This is a genomic window from Pseudomonas sp. 43(2021) (genome assembly GCF_017490805.1).
Lineage (GTDB): Bacteria > Pseudomonadota > Gammaproteobacteria > Pseudomonadales > Pseudomonadaceae > Aquipseudomonas.
Genome location: NZ_JAFGYJ010000031.1, coordinates 17,566 through 34,123 on the forward strand (window position 1 = coordinate 17,566; position 16,558 = coordinate 34,123).

At 65.3% G+C, this 16,558-nt stretch carries 14 protein-coding genes; 9 read left to right on the top strand and 5 right to left on the bottom strand.

Translation table 11 applies throughout. The features are described 5' to 3' along the window. Position 1: 1 nt before the first annotated feature. Positions 2-1,030, bottom strand: coding sequence for an AraC family transcriptional regulator (locus tag J5M71_RS22605; protein ID WP_207837254.1), 1,029 nt, complete (start codon positions 1,028-1,030; stop codon positions 2-4). 207 nt (positions 1,031-1,237) lie between these two features. Between J5M71_RS22605 and J5M71_RS22610 the strand changes: the two genes are divergently transcribed. The 8 genes from J5M71_RS22610 (at position 1,238) to J5M71_RS22645 (ending at position 13,444) form a co-directional block, all read left to right on the top strand. After that, a complete protein-coding gene (locus tag J5M71_RS22610; protein ID WP_207837255.1) occupies positions 1,238-1,816 on the top strand; it encodes an alpha/beta hydrolase in 579 nt (192 codons plus the stop codon). 74 nt (positions 1,817-1,890) lie between these two features. Further along, a complete protein-coding gene (locus J5M71_RS22615) occupies positions 1,891-3,846 on the top strand; it encodes a DUF1302 domain-containing protein (protein WP_207837258.1) in 1,956 nt (651 codons plus the stop codon). Positions 3,847-3,884: 38 nt separating this feature from the next. Beyond that, positions 3,885-5,243, top strand: a complete 1,359-nt coding sequence (locus J5M71_RS22620) for a DUF1329 domain-containing protein (RefSeq protein ID WP_207837261.1) — start codon at positions 3,885-3,887, stop codon at positions 5,241-5,243. A gap of 21 nt (positions 5,244-5,264) precedes the next feature. Further along, the gene (locus J5M71_RS22625) at positions 5,265-6,260 is read left to right on the top strand and encodes a YCF48-related protein (protein WP_207837356.1); all 996 of its coding nucleotides are present in this window, start codon (positions 5,265-5,267) and stop codon (positions 6,258-6,260) included. 15 nt (positions 6,261-6,275) lie between these two features. Then, positions 6,276-8,741, top strand: coding sequence for an MMPL family transporter (locus J5M71_RS22630; RefSeq protein WP_207837283.1), 2,466 nt, complete (start codon positions 6,276-6,278; stop codon positions 8,739-8,741). Continuing rightward, on the top strand, positions 8,734-10,512 hold the full coding sequence (locus J5M71_RS22635) for an acyl-CoA dehydrogenase C-terminal domain-containing protein (RefSeq protein WP_207837293.1): 1,779 nt from the start codon (positions 8,734-8,736) through the stop codon (positions 10,510-10,512). Before J5M71_RS22630 ends, J5M71_RS22635 begins: the two co-directional genes overlap by 8 nt. A gap of 11 nt (positions 10,513-10,523) precedes the next feature. Then, positions 10,524-12,164, top strand: a complete 1,641-nt coding sequence (locus J5M71_RS22640) for a fatty acid--CoA ligase (protein ID WP_207837294.1) — start codon at positions 10,524-10,526, stop codon at positions 12,162-12,164. Between the two features lie 779 nt (positions 12,165-12,943). Then, a complete protein-coding gene (locus J5M71_RS22645) occupies positions 12,944-13,444 on the top strand; it encodes a methylated-DNA--[protein]-cysteine S-methyltransferase (RefSeq protein WP_025339247.1) in 501 nt (166 codons plus the stop codon). A 4-nt stretch (positions 13,445-13,448) separates the two neighbouring features. Here J5M71_RS22645 and J5M71_RS22650 read toward each other — a convergent pair whose 3' ends face one another. The 3 genes from J5M71_RS22650 to J5M71_RS22660 form a co-directional block, all read right to left on the bottom strand. Beyond that, positions 13,449-13,688 (bottom strand): hypothetical protein, encoded by a 240-nt coding sequence (locus tag J5M71_RS22650; RefSeq protein ID WP_063914779.1) that lies wholly within the window; start codon positions 13,686-13,688, stop codon positions 13,449-13,451. Next, positions 13,685-14,428 (bottom strand): carbon-nitrogen hydrolase family protein, encoded by a 744-nt coding sequence (locus J5M71_RS22655; protein ID WP_207837296.1) that lies wholly within the window; start codon positions 14,426-14,428, stop codon positions 13,685-13,687. Before J5M71_RS22655 ends, J5M71_RS22650 begins: the two co-directional genes overlap by 4 nt. A 76-nt stretch (positions 14,429-14,504) precedes the next feature. Further along, positions 14,505-15,020, bottom strand: a complete 516-nt coding sequence (locus J5M71_RS22660; protein ID WP_207837298.1) for a DUF3016 domain-containing protein — start codon at positions 15,018-15,020, stop codon at positions 14,505-14,507. 75 nt (positions 15,021-15,095) lie between these two features. Here J5M71_RS22660 and J5M71_RS22665 point away from each other — a divergent pair, with 75 nt between their 5' ends. Beyond that, on the top strand, positions 15,096-15,821 hold the full coding sequence (locus tag J5M71_RS22665; RefSeq protein WP_087502269.1) for a metallophosphoesterase: 726 nt from the start codon (positions 15,096-15,098) through the stop codon (positions 15,819-15,821). On the opposite strand, the gene J5M71_RS22670 is transcribed toward J5M71_RS22665, so the two are convergent. Continuing rightward, positions 15,769-16,383, bottom strand: coding sequence for a LysE family translocator (locus J5M71_RS22670; RefSeq protein ID WP_207837300.1), 615 nt, complete (start codon positions 16,381-16,383; stop codon positions 15,769-15,771). The two genes, J5M71_RS22665 and J5M71_RS22670, sit on opposite strands and share 53 nt — an antisense overlap. Positions 16,384-16,558: the final 175 nt, after the last annotated feature.

Consider the following 16,558-nt stretch of genomic DNA (forward strand, 5'->3'; position numbering starts at 1 on the left):
CTCAGGCGGTTGGTGGCCCTGACACAATCTGTCCATCCCGCTGTGCCCGCCAACTGGCCGGCGGCATGCCGAACTGGGCGATGAACCAGCGGGTGAACGAGCTGGGCATCGAATAACCCAGCATGTCGGCGATACGCCCCAGCGAATAGCCGGGGTTTTCCAGGTAGCGCATCACCAGGTCACGGCGCACGCTGTTGATCAGGTCCTTGAAGGTCAACCCGCTTTCTTCCAGGCGCCGCTGCAGGGTGCGCACGTTCATGCCCTGGGTCTGTGCCACCTGCTCGATGGTGGCGCGGCCCATGGGCAGCAGCAGGTAGATGGTCTTGCGTAGCTCCAGCTCCAGCGACGGCGTGCCGCCCGCCGGCAGGCTGTCCAGATAGCGTTGCGCCAGGCGCGCCATGGCATCGTTGGCCTGCGGGCTGGCGCTGTCGAGATCGGCGGCCGGGCAGACGATGCCGTTGAACTCGCTGCCGAACACCAGCGTGCAGCCGAAAATGCGCCGGTGGGTGGCCAGGTCGGCAGGCGCCGCGTGGGTGAAGTTGGCACTGACCGGGTGCCAGTGGGCACCTAGCAGTGCCGCGCACAGGCGCATCATCACGCCAATGGCAAGCTCGGTGGCCTGGCGACTGCAGGGCGCGCGTTCGTTGACTACCTCCTCGCGAATGACCACGGTCTTGCCGGCTTCTTCGATATGGATGGCCAGGGCGTCGTTGAGCAGGTGGCGGTACTGCACGATCACCTGCAGCGCATCACGCAGGGTGCGTTGGTGGCTGAGCAGCAGGCTGATTTCGCCGAAGTCCGACAGTTGCCGCAACTCGGCCATGCGCAGGCCGAAGCTTTCGCAGCGAGTGGCGCTGGCGGAGGCCTCCAGCAAGGTGATGACGCTGGCAACCGGGATCCGCCGGTTGGGGTCATCGAGCAACGCGGCGCTGAGGCCAACCTGTGCCAACAGTGCATGGGGATTGAGGCCCAGGTGGCGGGACACCTCAAGGTAATTGGTCAAACTGGCGGCACGGACTAGGGCAGGCATCTTTTGTTGTTTTCCATGCGGTTTCTTGTTGTTGGGTATGCCGACATGCGTTTTGTGTCTTATAGACTGCGTGTCATGAATTGAAAAGCAAAGCCTTGTATGGGCCATTGTCATCAAATGAAAAGCCCCTGACGCCCAATGTGAAGCACCCAGTGGGTGGGCTGTTTACTGTGAACCTCAAGAGCTACACCGCACACGAGGTTCACCGTGGAAAAACTGCAAACCACTGCCACCGTGCTGATCGTCCCCGGCCTGCGCGACCATGTCGCCGAGCACTGGCAAACCCTGCTCGCAGGCCGCCTGGCCAAGGTGCGCAGCGTACCGCCACTGCGGGTCGATGGCCTGTGCTGCACGGCCCGGGTCGAGGCGATCCAGCGCGAGCTGGACCAGATCGAAGGTGAAGTGATTCTGGTAGCCCACAGTGCTGGCGTGCTGATGGTCGCCCACTGGGCGGCGCGCTACCGGCGGCCGATCAAGGGTGCATTGCTGGCGGCGCCACCTGACCTGAGCGCGCAATGGCCGGCCCACTACCCAAGCCCGACCAGCCTGGCCGAGCGCGGCTGGTCGCCATTACCCCTTGAGCCGCTGCCATTCCCCAGCATTGTCGCGGCCAGCAGCAATGATCACCTGGCCAGCCTTAGCGCGGCCAGCACCCTGGCCCAAGGCTGGGGTAGCGAACTGGTCGCACTGGGGGCTGTCGGCCACCTCAATCCGGCCTCCGGCTTCGGCCCCTGGCCGCAGGCCGAGGCCTTCATCCAGCGACTGGACCAGCCCAACCTGCTATAGCGCATGGACGCCCCAGCCACGCTCGCAAAAGACGGGCGGCGCAAAAAACAATAACAATACGTGGAGCCATCGTAATGCCAGAACACCGCATTCACCGTGCTGTGAAACCACAGCGCTGCCTGCTCGCCTGCGCCATCGGCCTGCTCACGCTGCCCGCTGCCCAGGCGTTCGAAGTCGATACCGGCAATGAAAACTGGGCCGTGCGCTTCGACAACACCGTCAAGTACAACTATGGCGTGCGCACCGAAAGCGCCGACAAGCGCATGCTGGGCACGCCGAACAGCAACGACGGTGACTACAACTTCCGCAAGGCCGGCACCAACATCACCAACCGGGTCGACCTGCTGACCGAACTGGACGTGGTCTACCAGGGCAACACCGGGTTCCGCGTCAGCACCGCCAGCTGGTACGACAAGGCCTATGACAACACCGGTTCCAATAGCAACCCGTTCGTCAACGGCAACGGCGGCCAGTCCGGCATCAACCCCAGCCTCAATGGCTTGCCCGGCACCGGTGTGCCGCTGGGCAGCCCGCACCTGAGCAACTACGCCCAGCGTTACTACAGCGGCCCGTCCGGTGAAGTGCTGGATGCCTTCGTGTTCTTCAGCCGTGAAGTCGGCGAGGCCTCGCAGGTCAGCGCCAAGCTGGGCCAGCACAACCTGTTCTGGGGTGAAACCCTGCTCAACCCGGTGCATTCGCTGAGCTACGGCCAGTCCGGCCTCGATCTGGCCAAGCTGGCCGCCTCGCCGGGCACCGAGGCCAAGGAGCTGTTCGTACCGCGCAACCAGCTGTCGACCTCGTTCCTGGTCAACTCCGAACTGACCCTGGGCGCCCAGTACTTCTTCGACTGGGACGCAGCCCGCCTGCCCGAAGCCGGTACCTACTATGGCGGCTCGGACGTGGTAGGCGAGGGCGCCCAAAGCTTCCTGCTCGGCCACACCGGCACCCCCGGGCTGATCCCGGTGCGCGGCGCGCTGACCACCATCCGCCGTGGCCATGACCTGAAACCGGGCAAGAGCGGCGACTGGGGCATCATGGCCAAGTGGTCGCCCGAGTGGCTGGGCGGCACCCTCGGCTTCTACTACCGCAAGACCTCCGAAATTCTCCCGCAGGCCTGGCTCGACGCACGTGGCATGACCGTCGCCAACGGCCCGTTCGGCAACCCACCGGGCAGTCGTCAGGGCGCTGTCGGCAACCTGTACAACTCGCTGCAAAGCACTACCTACCAGTTCGCCTACGCCGACGACATCGACATCTACGGCCTGAGCCTGTCCAGGGATGTGGGCGGCATCAGTGTCGGCAGCGACCTGAACATCCGCCACAACATGCCGCTGGCGAGCATCCCGGCAATCGTCAGCGCCCCCGGCCAGGGTGGCCTGGGCGGCGGCTTCGGCCTGCTGCCGGCACGCCTGCCCGGCAGCGGGGTGGTCTACGACGTGCCCAAGGATGGCGACAGCCTGAGCGCCACCGGTGACACCCTGCACTGGACCTTGAACGGCCTGATGACCATTGGTGACACGCCGCTGTTCGATTCGGCAACCCTGCTTGGCGAACTGTTCTACAGCAACCTGCTCAAGCTCGATAGCCACAACGAGGCCTTGTACAAGGGCAAGAGCAGCTACCGCGGTATCGACAAGGCCACCCGCGACAACTGGGGCATCGCCGTCAATTTTACCCCTACCTGGTACCAGGTGCTGCCGGGCATGGACCTGAGCATGCCGCTGTCGGTCAACGTTGGTCTGGACGGCGTGTCGCCGGTGCAGGGCGGTGGCGCCGAGAACACCGGCAACTATGCGGTAGGCGTGAGCGCCGCGATCTACAACCAGTACTTCGTCGACCTCAAGTACGTCGACAGTTTCGGTGAGACCAAGGCCTGCAAGGACGGCCAGACCGACGGCAGCACCCCCAACGCCCTGGACGGCGAACAGGATTACACCTGCTACGGCGGCGGCTACGCCTCCTTCTCCGGCGGTGGTGCCACCACCGAGGACCGTGGCGCCCTGTACCTGACCGTCAAGACGACCTTCTGAGTCATGTTTCCTACAGCCTACACAGGAAGACAACCATCATGAATTTCGTACGTACCCTGCTGGCCTCGTGCCTGTCACTGGCCGCCCTGAGTGCTGCCCAGGCCGCCGTTTCCACTGACCAGGCCGCGCGCCTGGGCACCAGCCTGACCGTCATTGGCGCGGAAAAGGCCGGCAACGCCGATGGCTCGATCCCGGCCTACCAGGGCGGCCTGCTGACGCCGCCGGCCAGCTACCAGAGCGGCGCCAGCATGCGCCCCGACCCGTTTGCCAGCGACAAGCCGCTGCTGGTCATCGATGGCAAGAACGCCGAGCAGTACAAGGGCCAGCTGACCGCCACCACCCTGGAACTGCTCAAGCGCTACCCCAGCTACCGCGTCGATGTGTACCCGACCCACCGTAGCGTGGCGCTGCCGCAAGCGGTACTCGACAACACCCGCAAGAACGCCACTGGCGCCAACAGCAAGGAGGGTGGCACTGCGGTAGACAACGTGCTGCCCGGCATACCGTTCCCGATCCCGCAGAACGGCGCCGAGGCCATGTGGAACTTCCTGCTGCGCTACCAGGGCGTGAGCATGACTGCCAAGTACGACTCGTGGAACGTCGACGCCGCCGGCAAGCCATCACTCTCGACCACCGGCCAGGCCAATATCAGCTACCCGATCTACGAGGACATGGCCAAGCCGATCGGTGCCAAGGACACCTACTACCAGATGAAGCTGGTGTACACCGGGCCCGCACGCCGTGCCGGCGAAGCGATGATGCTGCGCGATGCCGCCAACCCGCTGGTACAGCCACGCAGCGCCTGGCAGTACCTGCCGGGCCAGCGCCGGGTCAAGCTGGCACCGAACCTGGCATACGACACGCCCAACCCGGGTACCTCGGGTTCGGGTACCTACGATGACGTGTTCGTCTTCAACGGTGCGCTGGACCGCTACGACTGGACCCTGGTCGGCAAGCAGGAAATGTACGTGCCGTACAACACCTATCAGCTGACCTACAACACCGACGTCAAGCAGGTGATCACCCCCAACCACCTGGCGCCACAGTTCGTGCGCTGGGAGAAACACCGGGTGTGGGTGGTGGAAGGCAAGCTCAAGGACGGTGCACGGCATATCTACCACAAGCGCCGCTTCTACCTCGACGAAGACAGCTGGATCGCCCTGGCCTCGGACCAGTACGACGCCCGTGGCCAGCTGTACCGCGGCTCGTTCGCCTTCCTCACCCAGAGCTACGACAAACAGACCCCGGACGCCACGCCGTTCATGATCTACGACCTGATCGGCGGCACCTACAACCTCAATGGTGTAGTCGGAGCCTACGGCGGCATCCGCTACATCGACCCGCTGTCGAAAACCCAGTGGTCGCCCGAGTCGCTGGCCGGCAATGGCATCCGCTGAACGCACGGAGCATAGATGGCAATGTCTGTCTTCAAACGATGCAGCGTGGTCGTTCTGACCTTGGCCGCGCTGCAGGGCGCGGCCCAGGCGGCGCCCTTCACCGATGTGCTGGACCTGCCCGCCATGCCCAGCGCCCTGGCCGCCAGCAGCGCCTTGCGCGATGTAACCCAAGCCGGGCAGCGCCTGGTTGCGGTGGGCCCGCGTGGGCACATTGTGTATTCCGATGACCACGGCGCGCACTGGCAGCAAGCCCAGGTGCCGGTCAGCGCCGACCTCAATGCCGTGAGCTTCGCCACGCCCGAACTGGGCTGGGCAGTGGGCCACGATGGCGTGGTGCTGCACAGCCGCGATGGCGGCGTGCACTGGCAGAAGCAGCTGGATGGCCGGGCGCTGGCCGAGCAACTGCCGGGCACGGGTAGCGACAATGCCTTGCTCGACGTGTGGTTCAGCGATGCCCGCAATGGCTATGCGGTCGGGGTGTTCAACCTGCTGTTGCGTACCGTTGACGGCGGCGAGCACTGGCAGCCCTGGCTCGACCACAGCGATAACCCGCAAGGCCTGCACCTGACCAGCCTGGCCGCGGTGGGGGACGAGCTGTACATCACCGGTGAGCAAGGCCTGCTGCTGAAGCAGGACGGCGAGCGCTTCAGCCGTGTCGAAACACCCTACGCCGGCACGCTGTTCGGGGCTGTCGGCAAGCCCGGCGTACTGCTGGTCTATGGCCTGCGTGGGCATGCCTACCGCAGCACCGACGGCGGCCAGCAATGGCAAGCAGTCAGCAGCAGTGTGAACACCAGCCTCACCGCCGCTGGTGTCGACCGTGACGGCCAGCTGTGGCTGGCCAGCCAGGCCGGCGACCTGCTGCTCAGCCGGGACGATGGCGCCAGCTTCCGCCCGGTGCCGCAAAGCGCCCGTGGCCCGGTGACCGCGCTCGCCACCGATACCGGCAACGGCCTGGTACTGGTCGGCGAGCGGGGCGTGCGCAACCAGGCCGGTAACCCCACGCTGCACCCATAACAAGAGAAGACCCTGATGGCCGCTACCCGCCAAGACACCCTTCCGGTAATCCGTAATCTCGACGATTTCGACCCACGCTCGGGCAACGGCCTGGAGCGCCTGGTGTTCAACCATCGCCTGCCGTTCCTGCTGTGCATGCTGCTGGCGACCTTGGTGCTGGGCTACATGGCGCTGACCCGCCTGGAGCTGCGCCCCAGTTTCGACAAGATGCTGCCGCAGAGCCATCCCTACATCCAGAACTACCTGGAAAACCGCCCATCGCTGCGTGGCCTGGGCAACGCAGTGCGGGTGGTGGTGGAGAACACCCAGGGCGACATCTTCGACCCGGGCTACCTGCAGACCCTGCGTCACATCAACGACGAACTGTTCCTCAGCCAGGGCGTGGACCGGGCCTGGGTGAAGTCGCTGTGGAGCCCGGCGGTGCGCTGGACCGAGGTGACCGAGGAGGGCTTCCAGGGCGGCCCGGTGATGCCCGACGGTTACCAGGGCGTGGCGGGTGACATCGAACAATTACGGCAGAACATCGAGCGCGCCAACATCGTCGGCAGCCTGGTGGCGCGCGACTTCAAGTCGAGCATGCTGATCGTGCCGCTGCTCGACCAGGACTCGGCCACTGGCAAAGGCCTCGACTACCATGCCTTCTCGCAAAAGCTCGAACAACTGCGCAGCCAATACCAGGCCAGCGGCCAGTACCGCATCCATGTCATCGGCTTTGCCAAGCTGATGGGTGACCTGATCGACGGGCTGATCCAGGTGATGGCGTTCTTCGCCCTGGCGGTGCTGACCAGCCTGCTGATCATCTACTGCTATACCCGTTGTGTGCGCAGCACCTTGCTGGTGGTGCTGTGTTCGCTGACTGCGGTGGTGTGGCAACTGGGCATCGTCGCCTGGCTGGGCTACGCCATCGACCCGTATTCGATCCTGGTGCCGTTCCTGATCTTCGCCATTGGCGTATCCCACGCGGCGCAGAAGATGAACGGCATCCTCCAGGACATCGGCCGTGGCACCCACCGCCAGGTGGCGGCGCGCTATACCTTCCGCCGCCTGTTCGTGGCCGGGGTGACCGCGTTGCTGGCCGATGCGGTGGGTTTTGCCGTGTTGATGCTGATCGACATCCCGGTGATCCAGGACCTGGCGATCACCGCCAGCATCGGCGTGGCGGTACTGATCTTCACCTCGCTGCTGCTGATGCCGGTGGCGCTGTCTTATGCAGGTGTTGGCCGCAAGGCTGCCGAGCGGGCCCTGGAAATTGATGCTCGTTGGGGCTGCAACGCAGCCCCAATCAATCCATGGGGCCTGCTCGACCGCTTCACCGAACGCAAATGGGCCAGCGCCGCACTGCTGGTGGCCCTGGCCTTGGGCGCCATCGGCATCTGGGGCAGCCTGCAATTGAAAATCGGCGACCTCGACAGCGGTGCCCCCGAGCTGCGTGCCGACTCCCGCTACAACCTCGACAACGCCTACATCACCCAGCACTACGCGCTGTCCAGCGATACCTTCGCGGTCATGGTCAAGACCGCTCCGGAAGGCTGCCTGCAATACCAGACGCTGGTCCTTGCCGACCGCCTGGCCTGGCAGCTGCAGCAATTGCCGGGTGTGCAGACCACCGTGTCGCTGGCCAACGCAGTGCGCCAGATCACCGCTGGCACCTACGAAGGCAACCCGCGCCTGAACAGCCTGCAGCGCAACCAGGATGTGCTCAACTACGCCGCCCAGCAGGCCTCGGTCAACGCCCCGGAGCTGTTCAACAACGACTGCTCGCTGATGCCGGTAATCGCCTACCTCAAGGACCATCGCGCTGACACCCTGGCCCAGGTGGCTGCCGTGGCCGAGCGCTTTGCCCAGGCCAACAGCAGCGCCGAACAGCAGTTCCTGCTGGCCGCCGGCAGTGCCGGTATCGAGGCCGCCACCAACGTGGTGGTTCGCGAGGCCAACCACCGCATGCTGTTGCTGGTGTACCTGGCGGTCACGCTGTTCTGCCTGTTCACCTTCCGCAGCTGGCGCGCCACGCTGGTGGCGATCCTGCCGCTGATGCTCACCTCGGTGCTGTGCGAGGCGCTGATGGTGGCCATGGGCATTGGCGTCAAGGTCGCCACCTTGCCGGTGATCGCCCTGGGCGTGGGCATAGGCGTGGACTACGCGCTGTACCTGCTCAGCGTGCAGCTGCACTACCAGCGCGCCGGGCTGAGCCTGGCCCAGGCCTACCGGAAAGCCGTGGCCTTCACCGGCCGGGTGGTGGGGCTGGTCGGCATTACCCTGGCGGCCGGCGTGGTCGGCTGGGCCTGGTCGCCGATCAAGTTCCAGGCCGACATGGGCCTGCTGCTGACCTTCATGTTCCTGTGGAACATGCTCGGCGCGCTGGTGCTGATCCCTGCATTGTCGCATTTCCTCCTGCGTGGCCAGGCCGCCCCGGCGCCTGCCGAGGCCCAGGCCACGCCGCTTCCGCAAACCCAAGAAACCGAGTGCTCGCCTCATGTCTGATTACCTTGCACCACTGCGCGACATGGATTTTCTGTTCAATGAAGTGTTCGACATCCCGGCCTGGTGGGCACAAACGCCCGCCCTGGCCGAGCAGGTCGATGGCGACACTGCCCGGGCCGTGCTGGAACAGGCCGGCAGGCTGATTGCCGAGGTGGTGGCGCCGCTCAACCGCAGTGGCGACGAGCAGGGCTGCCGCTGGGAGGCCGGCCAGGTGCGTACCCCCGACGGCTTCGCTGACGCCTACCGGGCATTCGCCGCGGATGGCTGGGTGGGCGTGGCCGGCGCCCCTGAGTACGGGGGCATGGGCATGCCGAAAGTGATCGGCGCCCAGCTCGAAGAAATGCTCAATGCCGCCAATCTGTCGTTCGGCCTGTACCCGATGCTGACCGCCGGGGCTTGCCTGGCGCTGCTCAACCATGCCAGCGAGCCGTTGAAGGCGCTGTACCTGCCGCCCATGTACCAAGGGCGCTGGACCGGTTCGATGTGCCTGACCGAGCCGCATGCTGGCACCGACCTGGGCCTGATTCGCACCCGCGCCGAGCCGGTTGCCGATGGCCGTTATCGCATCAGCGGTACCAAGATCTTCATCACTGGCGGTGAGCAGGACCTGACCGAGAACATCATCCACCTGGTACTGGCGCGGCTGCCGGATGCGCCCGCCGGGCCCAAGGGCATCTCGCTGTTCCTGGTGCCCAAGGTGCTGGTTGACGCCGACGGCGCGCTGTGTGAGGCCAATGCGGTGAGTTGCGGTTCGATCGAGCACAAGATGGGCATCAAGGCCTCGGCCACCTGCGTGATGAACTTCGACGGTGCAATCGGCTACCTGGTGGGCGAGCCGAACAAAGGCCTCAACGCGATGTTCACCATGATGAACTACGAGCGCCTGGGCGTAGGTATCCAGGGCCTGGCCCTGGGCGAACGCTCCTATCAGGGTGCCATCGCCTATGCCCGTGACCGCCAGCAGGGCCGTGCACCGAACGGCGCCGAAGCACCGCAGCAAAGCGCTGACCCGATCATCGTCCACCCGGACGTGCGGCGCATGCTGCTGACCATGAAAGCGCTGAACGAAGGCGGGCGGGCCTTTTCCACCTATGTGGCGCTGCAGCTGGACCTGGCCAGATACAGTGAAGCCCCGGTCGTGCGCGCCCAGGCCGAAGCCAGGGTGGCGCTGCTCACACCGGTGGCCAAGGCCTTCCTCACCGACATGGGGCTGGAGACCACCGTGCACGGCCAGCAGGTGCTGGGCGGTCATGGCTATATCCGTGAGTGGGGCCAGGAGCAGCTGATCCGCGACTGCCGCATCACCCAGATCTACGAAGGCACCAATGGTATCCAGGCGCTAGACCTGGTGGCGCGCAAGCTGTTTGGCGATGGCGGCCAGGCCTATCGCAGTGTGTCCGACGAAATCACCACCTTTGCCGAGGCATTGCCCACGGCATGTGCAGAGTTCGGCGCGCCATTGCTGGCCGCCGTGCGCAACCTCGACGAGCTGACTGACTGGTTGCTCGACCGGGCCCAGGGCAACCCGCGCGAGCTTGGCGCGGCGGCGGTGGAGTACCTGCAGGTGTTTGGTTACACCTTCTACGCCTACCTGTGGGCACGCATGGCCGTGGCATGCCAACACCATGCGGCCCCCGAGCCGTTCCACCTGAGCAAGCTGGGTACCGCGCGGTTCTACTTTGCCCGCCTGCTGCCACGTATTCACTCGCTGAGCGCCAGCGTCAGGGCCGGTAGCGACAGCCTGTACCTGCTCGAGGCCGGGCAACTGTGAAGGCCGCCGACATGATCACCACTCGCGTCATGCCCGCGGCCGAGCAGGCCTACGCCTATCCGCTGCTGATCAAGCGCCTGCTGCTGTCGGGCGTGCGCTACCAGCCCAATCAGGAAATCGTCTACGCCGACAAACTGCGCTACACCTACACCACGCTGCTCGAACGCATCCAGCGGCTGGCCAATGTGCTGACCGCCGCCGGGGTCAAGCCTGGCGACACCGTGGCCTTGCTCGACTGGGACAGCCACCGGGCGCTGGAGTGCTTCTTTGCCGTGCCGATGCTGGGTGCGGTGCTGCACACGGTGAACGTACGGCTGTCCACCGAGCAGGTGCGCTACACCATGAACCATGCCGAGGATCGCCTGGTGCTGGTGCATGACGACTTCCTGCCATTGATGGCGCAGTTACGCGAGGACTTGCCGACGGTCGAGGGCTTCATCCGCCTTGGTGACGGCGGTCCCGTGATGCAGGGCGTGCCGTTGCTGGGCGAGTACGAAGCGCTGCTGGCGGCTGCCGAGCCGCAGTTCGACTTCGCCGATTTCGACGAGCACTCTCTGGCCACGCTGTTCTACACCAGCGGTACCACCGGCAACCCCAAGGGCGTGTACTTCAGCCACCGGCAACTGGTGCTGCATACCCTGGTCGAGCAGGGCACCCTGGCTGCCTGTGGGGAGGTGCCGCTACTGCGCAGCGGCGACGTCTACATGCCCATCACGCCGATGTTCCACGTGCATGCCTGGGGCGTGCCCTATGTGGCTACGGCGTTGGGCATCAAGCAGGTCTATCCCGGGCGCTACGAGCCCAATCGCCTGGTGCGTCTGTACCGCGACGAGGGCGTGACGTTCTCCCATTGTGTGCCCACGGTGCTGCAGATGATGCTGGACAGCGAGGAAGGGCGCTGCGCCGACCTGACCGGCTGGAAAATGCTGCTGGGCGGCAGTGCCCTGACCCTGGGCCTGGCGCAACGCGCCAGCGAGCGCGGCATCAGTGTGCATTGTGGCTATGGCATGTCGGAAAGCTGCCCGCTGCTCAGCATCACCCATCTGAGCGCCGACCTGCTGGCACTGCCCATGGCGCAACAGTTGCCGCTGCGGATCGATGCCGGTGTGCCGATTGCCCTGGTGGACCTGCGCATCGTCGACGCTGAAGGCAATGATGTGCCCCGCGATGGTGAAAGCCTGGGTGAAATCGTGGTGCGTGCGCCATGGTTGACCCAGGGCTACCTGCACGAACCGGAGCAGGGCGCCGCGTTGTGGCTGGGGGGCTGGATGCACACCGGTGACCTGGCCTGCATTGACCCGGCGGGTGTGGTGCGTATTCGTGACCGGATCAAGGATGTGATCAAGACCGGTGGCGAGTGGGTCAGCTCGGTGGCGCTGGAAAACCTGATCAGCCAGCACCCGGCTGTCGCGTCGGTGGCGGTGATCGGCATTCCGGACCCGCAGTGGGGTGAACAACCGTTGGCCTTGGTGGTCCGTTGTGACGGCATGCAGTTCGACCAGGCGGCATTGGCCGGGCACCTGCAGCCGTTTGTCGACAGCGGGCACCTGAACAAATGGGCGATACCGCGGCAGCTGCGTTGCGTGGACGAGATCCCCAAGACCAGTGTTGGCAAGATCGACAAGAAGCGGATCCGGCAGGCATTTCTCTGAACGCTGACAGGACTGGCTGATGGGCACCTGTGGGAGCCGGCATGCTCGCGGAGCAGGCGACGCGGTGGATGGCACCGGCTGCGCCGGTGTTCGCGGGTAAACCCGCTCCCACAGGTACAACACACTCCTTCAGCTGGTGGGGGCCCTGTGGGATCGGGCATGCCCGCGAAGCAGGCCGCGGTGGATGGCACCGGCTACGCCGGTGTTCGCGGGCGCGCCCGCTCCCACAGGTATGGCACATTCCTTCAGCTGGTGGGGGCCCTGTGGGAGCGGGCATGCCCGCGAAGCAGGCCGCGGTGGATGGCACCGGCTACGCCGGTGTTCGCGGGTAAACCCGCTCCCACAGGTACAACACACTCCTTCAGCTGGTGGGGGCCCTGTGGGAGCGGGCATGCCCGCGAAGCAGGCGACGCATTGGATGGCACCGGCTACGCCGGTGTTCGCGGGCACGCCCGCTCCCACAGGTATGGCGCATTCCTTCAGCTGGTGGGGGCCCTGTGGGAGCGGGTTCACCCGCGAAGCAGGCGACGCGGTGGATGGCACCGGCTGCGCCGGTGTTCGCGGGCGCGCCCGCTCCCACAGGTATGGCGCATTCCTTCAGCTGGTGGGGGCCCTGTGGGAGCGGGTTCACCCGCGAAGCAGGCGACGCAGTGGATGGCACCGGCTACGCCGGTGTTCGCGGGCGCGCCCGCTCCCACATTGCTTGAGCAAGAAAGCGGATGCAGGCGGGGCTGTGGATGCGTACAGTAGGTTGATCGCAACCTGGCAGGAGCCCGCTTATGTCCAGCGCATTCACCTTCATGCAGTCGCCCGTCGGCACCTTGACCCTGGTAGCACGTGGCGAGTGCCTGGCAGCCGTACTCTGGGAGGAGGAGCGGGAAAACCGTGTGCGCCTTGGCGCCCTGCACCGTGACGACCAATGCCCGGTACTGCTGGAAACCGCCCGCCAGCTCGGCGAGTACTTTGCCGGCAAACGTCAGCGTTTCGAACTGGCGCTGGATTTTGCCGGCACCGAATTTCAGCGCCAGGTGTGGGCCGCGCTGCTGGCGATACCGTTCGGAGAGACCCGCAGCTACAGCGACATCGCCCGGCAGATCGGCAACCCCAGCGCGGTGCGTGCAGTCGGCGCCGCCAATGGTCGCAACCCGATCTCTATCATCGCCCCGTGCCATCGGGTAATCGGTGCTTCGGGCAGCCTCACCGGCTTTGCCGGCGGCCTGGCCGCCAAGCAGTACCTGCTGGCGCTGGAGGGCCGGCAAAGCCTGGCGCTGGACCTGTAAGGTGTCAGAACCAGCTGGCGACCAGGCAGGCCAGCACGGCCAGCGCCGTGCCGGCCATCAGGGTGTACTGCCGATGGGCACGGCGTGCATGGGGCTTGACGGCGCGCAGGTACTCGCCGGGTGTCGGCGCATCGGGGCGGTGACGCAAACCCTCGGCCACATCGGCTAGTTGCCCCTGGATGAGCAAACCAGTCAGGTAGTAAGTACAGGCATAGCTCAGCAACGCCAGAAACAGGTAGATCATGCCGGGTGTGGGTCCAGGGGGACCGCCATGGCACTGGCGTTGGCGGTGTCCAGTACGATCAGCCCTTCGCTGTGATCGTCCAGGCTGGCCAGCAAGCGCCCCTGGCTGTCCCACGCCGCCGAGCCACCGGCGCCGATGAAGGTGTCGGCCGGCCCCACGCAGTTGGCCAGCAACACCGGCATGCCCAGCTCGCGAGCCACCTCTGGATAGTGCAGGTAACCCTCGCGGATGCCCTTGGCAGTTTTCGCCACGCTGACCAGGTACAGGTCGGCGCCGTGTGCCCGCGCGGCGGCCGCATGCGCCATGAACATCGATTCGTAGCAGATAGCAGGCGCTACCCGATGCGCGCCCACCTGCAGCAGCAAGGCTTGATCGCCAGGGGTGAACCAGGGCAGTTCATCATCATGCAGGCGCCGCTTGGCATAGGCCTGGCGCGGTGCCCCGGGGCTGAGGATTGGCATGCCGATGCGGATGCCGTCGGGTGCCGGTAGTGGCAGGCCCACGGCGACGGTGATACCCAGCCGGTCGCAGGCTGCCTGCAGCGGGTCCAGCCGTGCCGAGCTGACGGGCAGGGCGGCCTGGCGTGCGAGGCTTGGCTCATAGCCGGTCAGCGACAGTTCGGGGAACACCACCAGTTCGGCGCCAAGGGCCGCAGCCTGCTCGACGCAGGCCAGGTGGCGTTCGAGGTTGGCTTGCACATCGCCCTTGAGCGACGCCAGTTGCACGGCGCACAACTTCATGAAAAAACCTTCCCTGGTACAGGTTGAAGGGCTGAGCATACTACCGGCACCGAGGCCTGTTCCAGTGAAGGGTTTTTCAGGATGCCGGGTGGAGGGCGAAGCGCTGGCGGAACCAGTCGTTGAGCATGGCCTTCTCGGCATACAGGCGGTCGCTGCTGCTGGCGACCCGGCCCGGGCGGCTGAGGTACATCTTGTCGCTGACCCGCTCCTGCGCCTGCTGGTCGGGTTTGCCCGGTTGGCTGAGGGTGTAGCTGAGGTCGATGGTCGGCCAGGTGATTTCGCGCATGAAGCGTACATCGTAAGCCTGGCTGTGCCAGGGCTCGAAGCGCCCGGCCAGGTCGATGTCGCGGATGTCGATGACCAGTTGCTGGCCGGGTTGCAGGTAGCGTTGGCCAAGCTTCTGCAGGTACTGGGTCAGGGTGTTCATCACATAGGCGTCGGCGCCACGCTCGTACCCGTGGCTGTCAAGGCTGGCATCGCGGAATTTTTCCGGGTGGTCGAAACGCACCTCGACCTGCGCGGCCGGAGCACCTTGTGCCATGCTGTCCAGTGACAGCGCCATGAGCACGGCACACACGAGGGCGGTACGCATGATGCACCTCCGGAGTGGGTTGGCTGTGCCTCCATTTTACCCCTGGCATGGCGGCACCAGCAGAGGAAGATTGTAATGGGACGGTTTCGGCGTCTGATGGCCAACCTGCGGGGACGTGACCTGGCGGTGGGCGATATCCATGGTCACTTCCAGCGCCTGCAGCAATGCCTGGATGCGGTGGGGTTCGATCCGGCCGTGGACCGCCTGTTCAGCGTGGGTGACCTGGTCGACCGTGGCCCGGAAAGCGAAGCGGCGCTGGAATGGCTGGCGCAGCCCTGGTTCCATGCCGTGCAAGGTAATCATGAGGCCCTGGCAATTACCCGCGTACGCGGCGGGCGGCTCGATCTGGACATGTATCGCGCCGCCGGGGGGAGCTGGTTTCTTGACCTTCCACGGAGCGAGCAGTTGCGTTTCGTGGAGCGCTTCGAGAAGCTGCCGATTGCGATAGAGGTTGAAAGTGCGGCGGGTCTGGTAGGCCTGCTGCATGCCGACAGCCCGTATTCCGATTGGGCAGTATTAAGGACCTGGCTGGAACTGGATGACGACCCTGAAGTAAGGGAAGTGTGCCAATGGTCGCGGCGGCGGCTGAAGGTAGGCGATACCCAGCCCGTACAGGGCCTGCGTGCCTTGTTGGTGGGGCACACGCCAGTGCTGGAGGCCAAACTGCTGGGCAACGTCTGGCACCTGGATACCGGGGGCTGGGCCAGTGGCCATTTCACCTTGATGGACATGCGGACCCTGCAACTGCTCAGCCCCAGGCCAGGTGAAACAGCAATGCCGCAGCCAATAGCACCAACATGACCCCGGAGGCCCGTTCCAGCCACGGCAGGCTGCGGGCGAAGCGCCGCAGCACCAGCGGGTTGCCGATGGCCACGGCAACCAACAGGTCCCAGAGCAGCACGATGCTGAACATCCACATGGCGTAGGTTGCTTTCCAGGCAATGCTGGCGTTGGCGACCATGCTGACCAGGCTGGCATAGAACAGCGCATTCTTGGGGTTGAGGATGCCGGACAGGAACCCCATGCCCAATCCCCGCCACCACCCCTGGACTGTTTGCTTGCCGGTGACTGAGCCCAGGCTGGTGTGCCCGGCGTGGCGCAGGAACAGGGTGCCGATGTACAGCAGGTAGCCGGCACCGGCCAGTTGCAGGATGGTGAACAGCAGGCTGCCTTCCTGCAGCGCTGACAGACCGGTGAAAGCCATGACGATGAACACGCCATTGGCCAGGGCGATACCCAGGCAGGCGCCGCTGGCAACCCGCCAGCCACTGCTGACCGAGGTACGTGCGACCAGGAAGAAGTCCGGGCCGGGAGAGAGCAGGGCGAGGAAGTGGGCGAGGGCGATGATCAGGAATTGTTCCATTGGGGTGGGCGGCTCTGGCGGAAAAGCCGAACTCTGCCCTTCGGCGCACAAGCCGTATTGAACAATATTGCAGGCTCATTGCCGGGGCTGCTGCGCAGCCCTTTCGCGACACAAGGCCGCTCCCACATTGAACGGCGTACGCAGCACCTGCGGTCGCGAAAGGGGCGCAAAGCGC

Coding starts and splice junctions, on each gene's coding strand:
- J5M71_RS22630 (WP_207837283.1), top strand. CDS start 6,276: ATGGCCGCTACCCGCCAAGACACCCTTCCGGTAATCCGTAATCTCGAC.
- J5M71_RS22635 (WP_207837293.1), top strand. CDS start 8,734: ATGTCTGATTACCTTGCACCACTGCGCGACATGGATTTTCTGTTCAAT.
- J5M71_RS22665 (WP_087502269.1), top strand. CDS start 15,096: ATGGGACGGTTTCGGCGTCTGATGGCCAACCTGCGGGGACGTGACCTG.
- J5M71_RS22625 (WP_207837356.1), top strand. CDS start 5,265: ATGTCTGTCTTCAAACGATGCAGCGTGGTCGTTCTGACCTTGGCCGCG.
- J5M71_RS22645 (WP_025339247.1), top strand. CDS start 12,944: ATGTCCAGCGCATTCACCTTCATGCAGTCGCCCGTCGGCACCTTGACC.
- J5M71_RS22640 (WP_207837294.1), top strand. CDS start 10,524: ATGATCACCACTCGCGTCATGCCCGCGGCCGAGCAGGCCTACGCCTAT.
- J5M71_RS22605 (WP_207837254.1), bottom strand. CDS start 1,030: ATGCCTGCCCTAGTCCGTGCCGCCAGTTTGACCAATTACCTTGAGGTG.
- J5M71_RS22655 (WP_207837296.1), bottom strand. CDS start 14,428: ATGAAGTTGTGCGCCGTGCAACTGGCGTCGCTCAAGGGCGATGTGCAA.
- J5M71_RS22660 (WP_207837298.1), bottom strand. CDS start 15,020: ATGCGTACCGCCCTCGTGTGTGCCGTGCTCATGGCGCTGTCACTGGAC.
- J5M71_RS22615 (WP_207837258.1), top strand. CDS start 1,891: ATGCCAGAACACCGCATTCACCGTGCTGTGAAACCACAGCGCTGCCTG.
- J5M71_RS22670 (WP_207837300.1), bottom strand. CDS start 16,383: ATGGAACAATTCCTGATCATCGCCCTCGCCCACTTCCTCGCCCTGCTC.
- J5M71_RS22650 (WP_063914779.1), bottom strand. CDS start 13,688: ATGATCTACCTGTTTCTGGCGTTGCTGAGCTATGCCTGTACTTACTAC.
- J5M71_RS22620 (WP_207837261.1), top strand. CDS start 3,885: ATGAATTTCGTACGTACCCTGCTGGCCTCGTGCCTGTCACTGGCCGCC.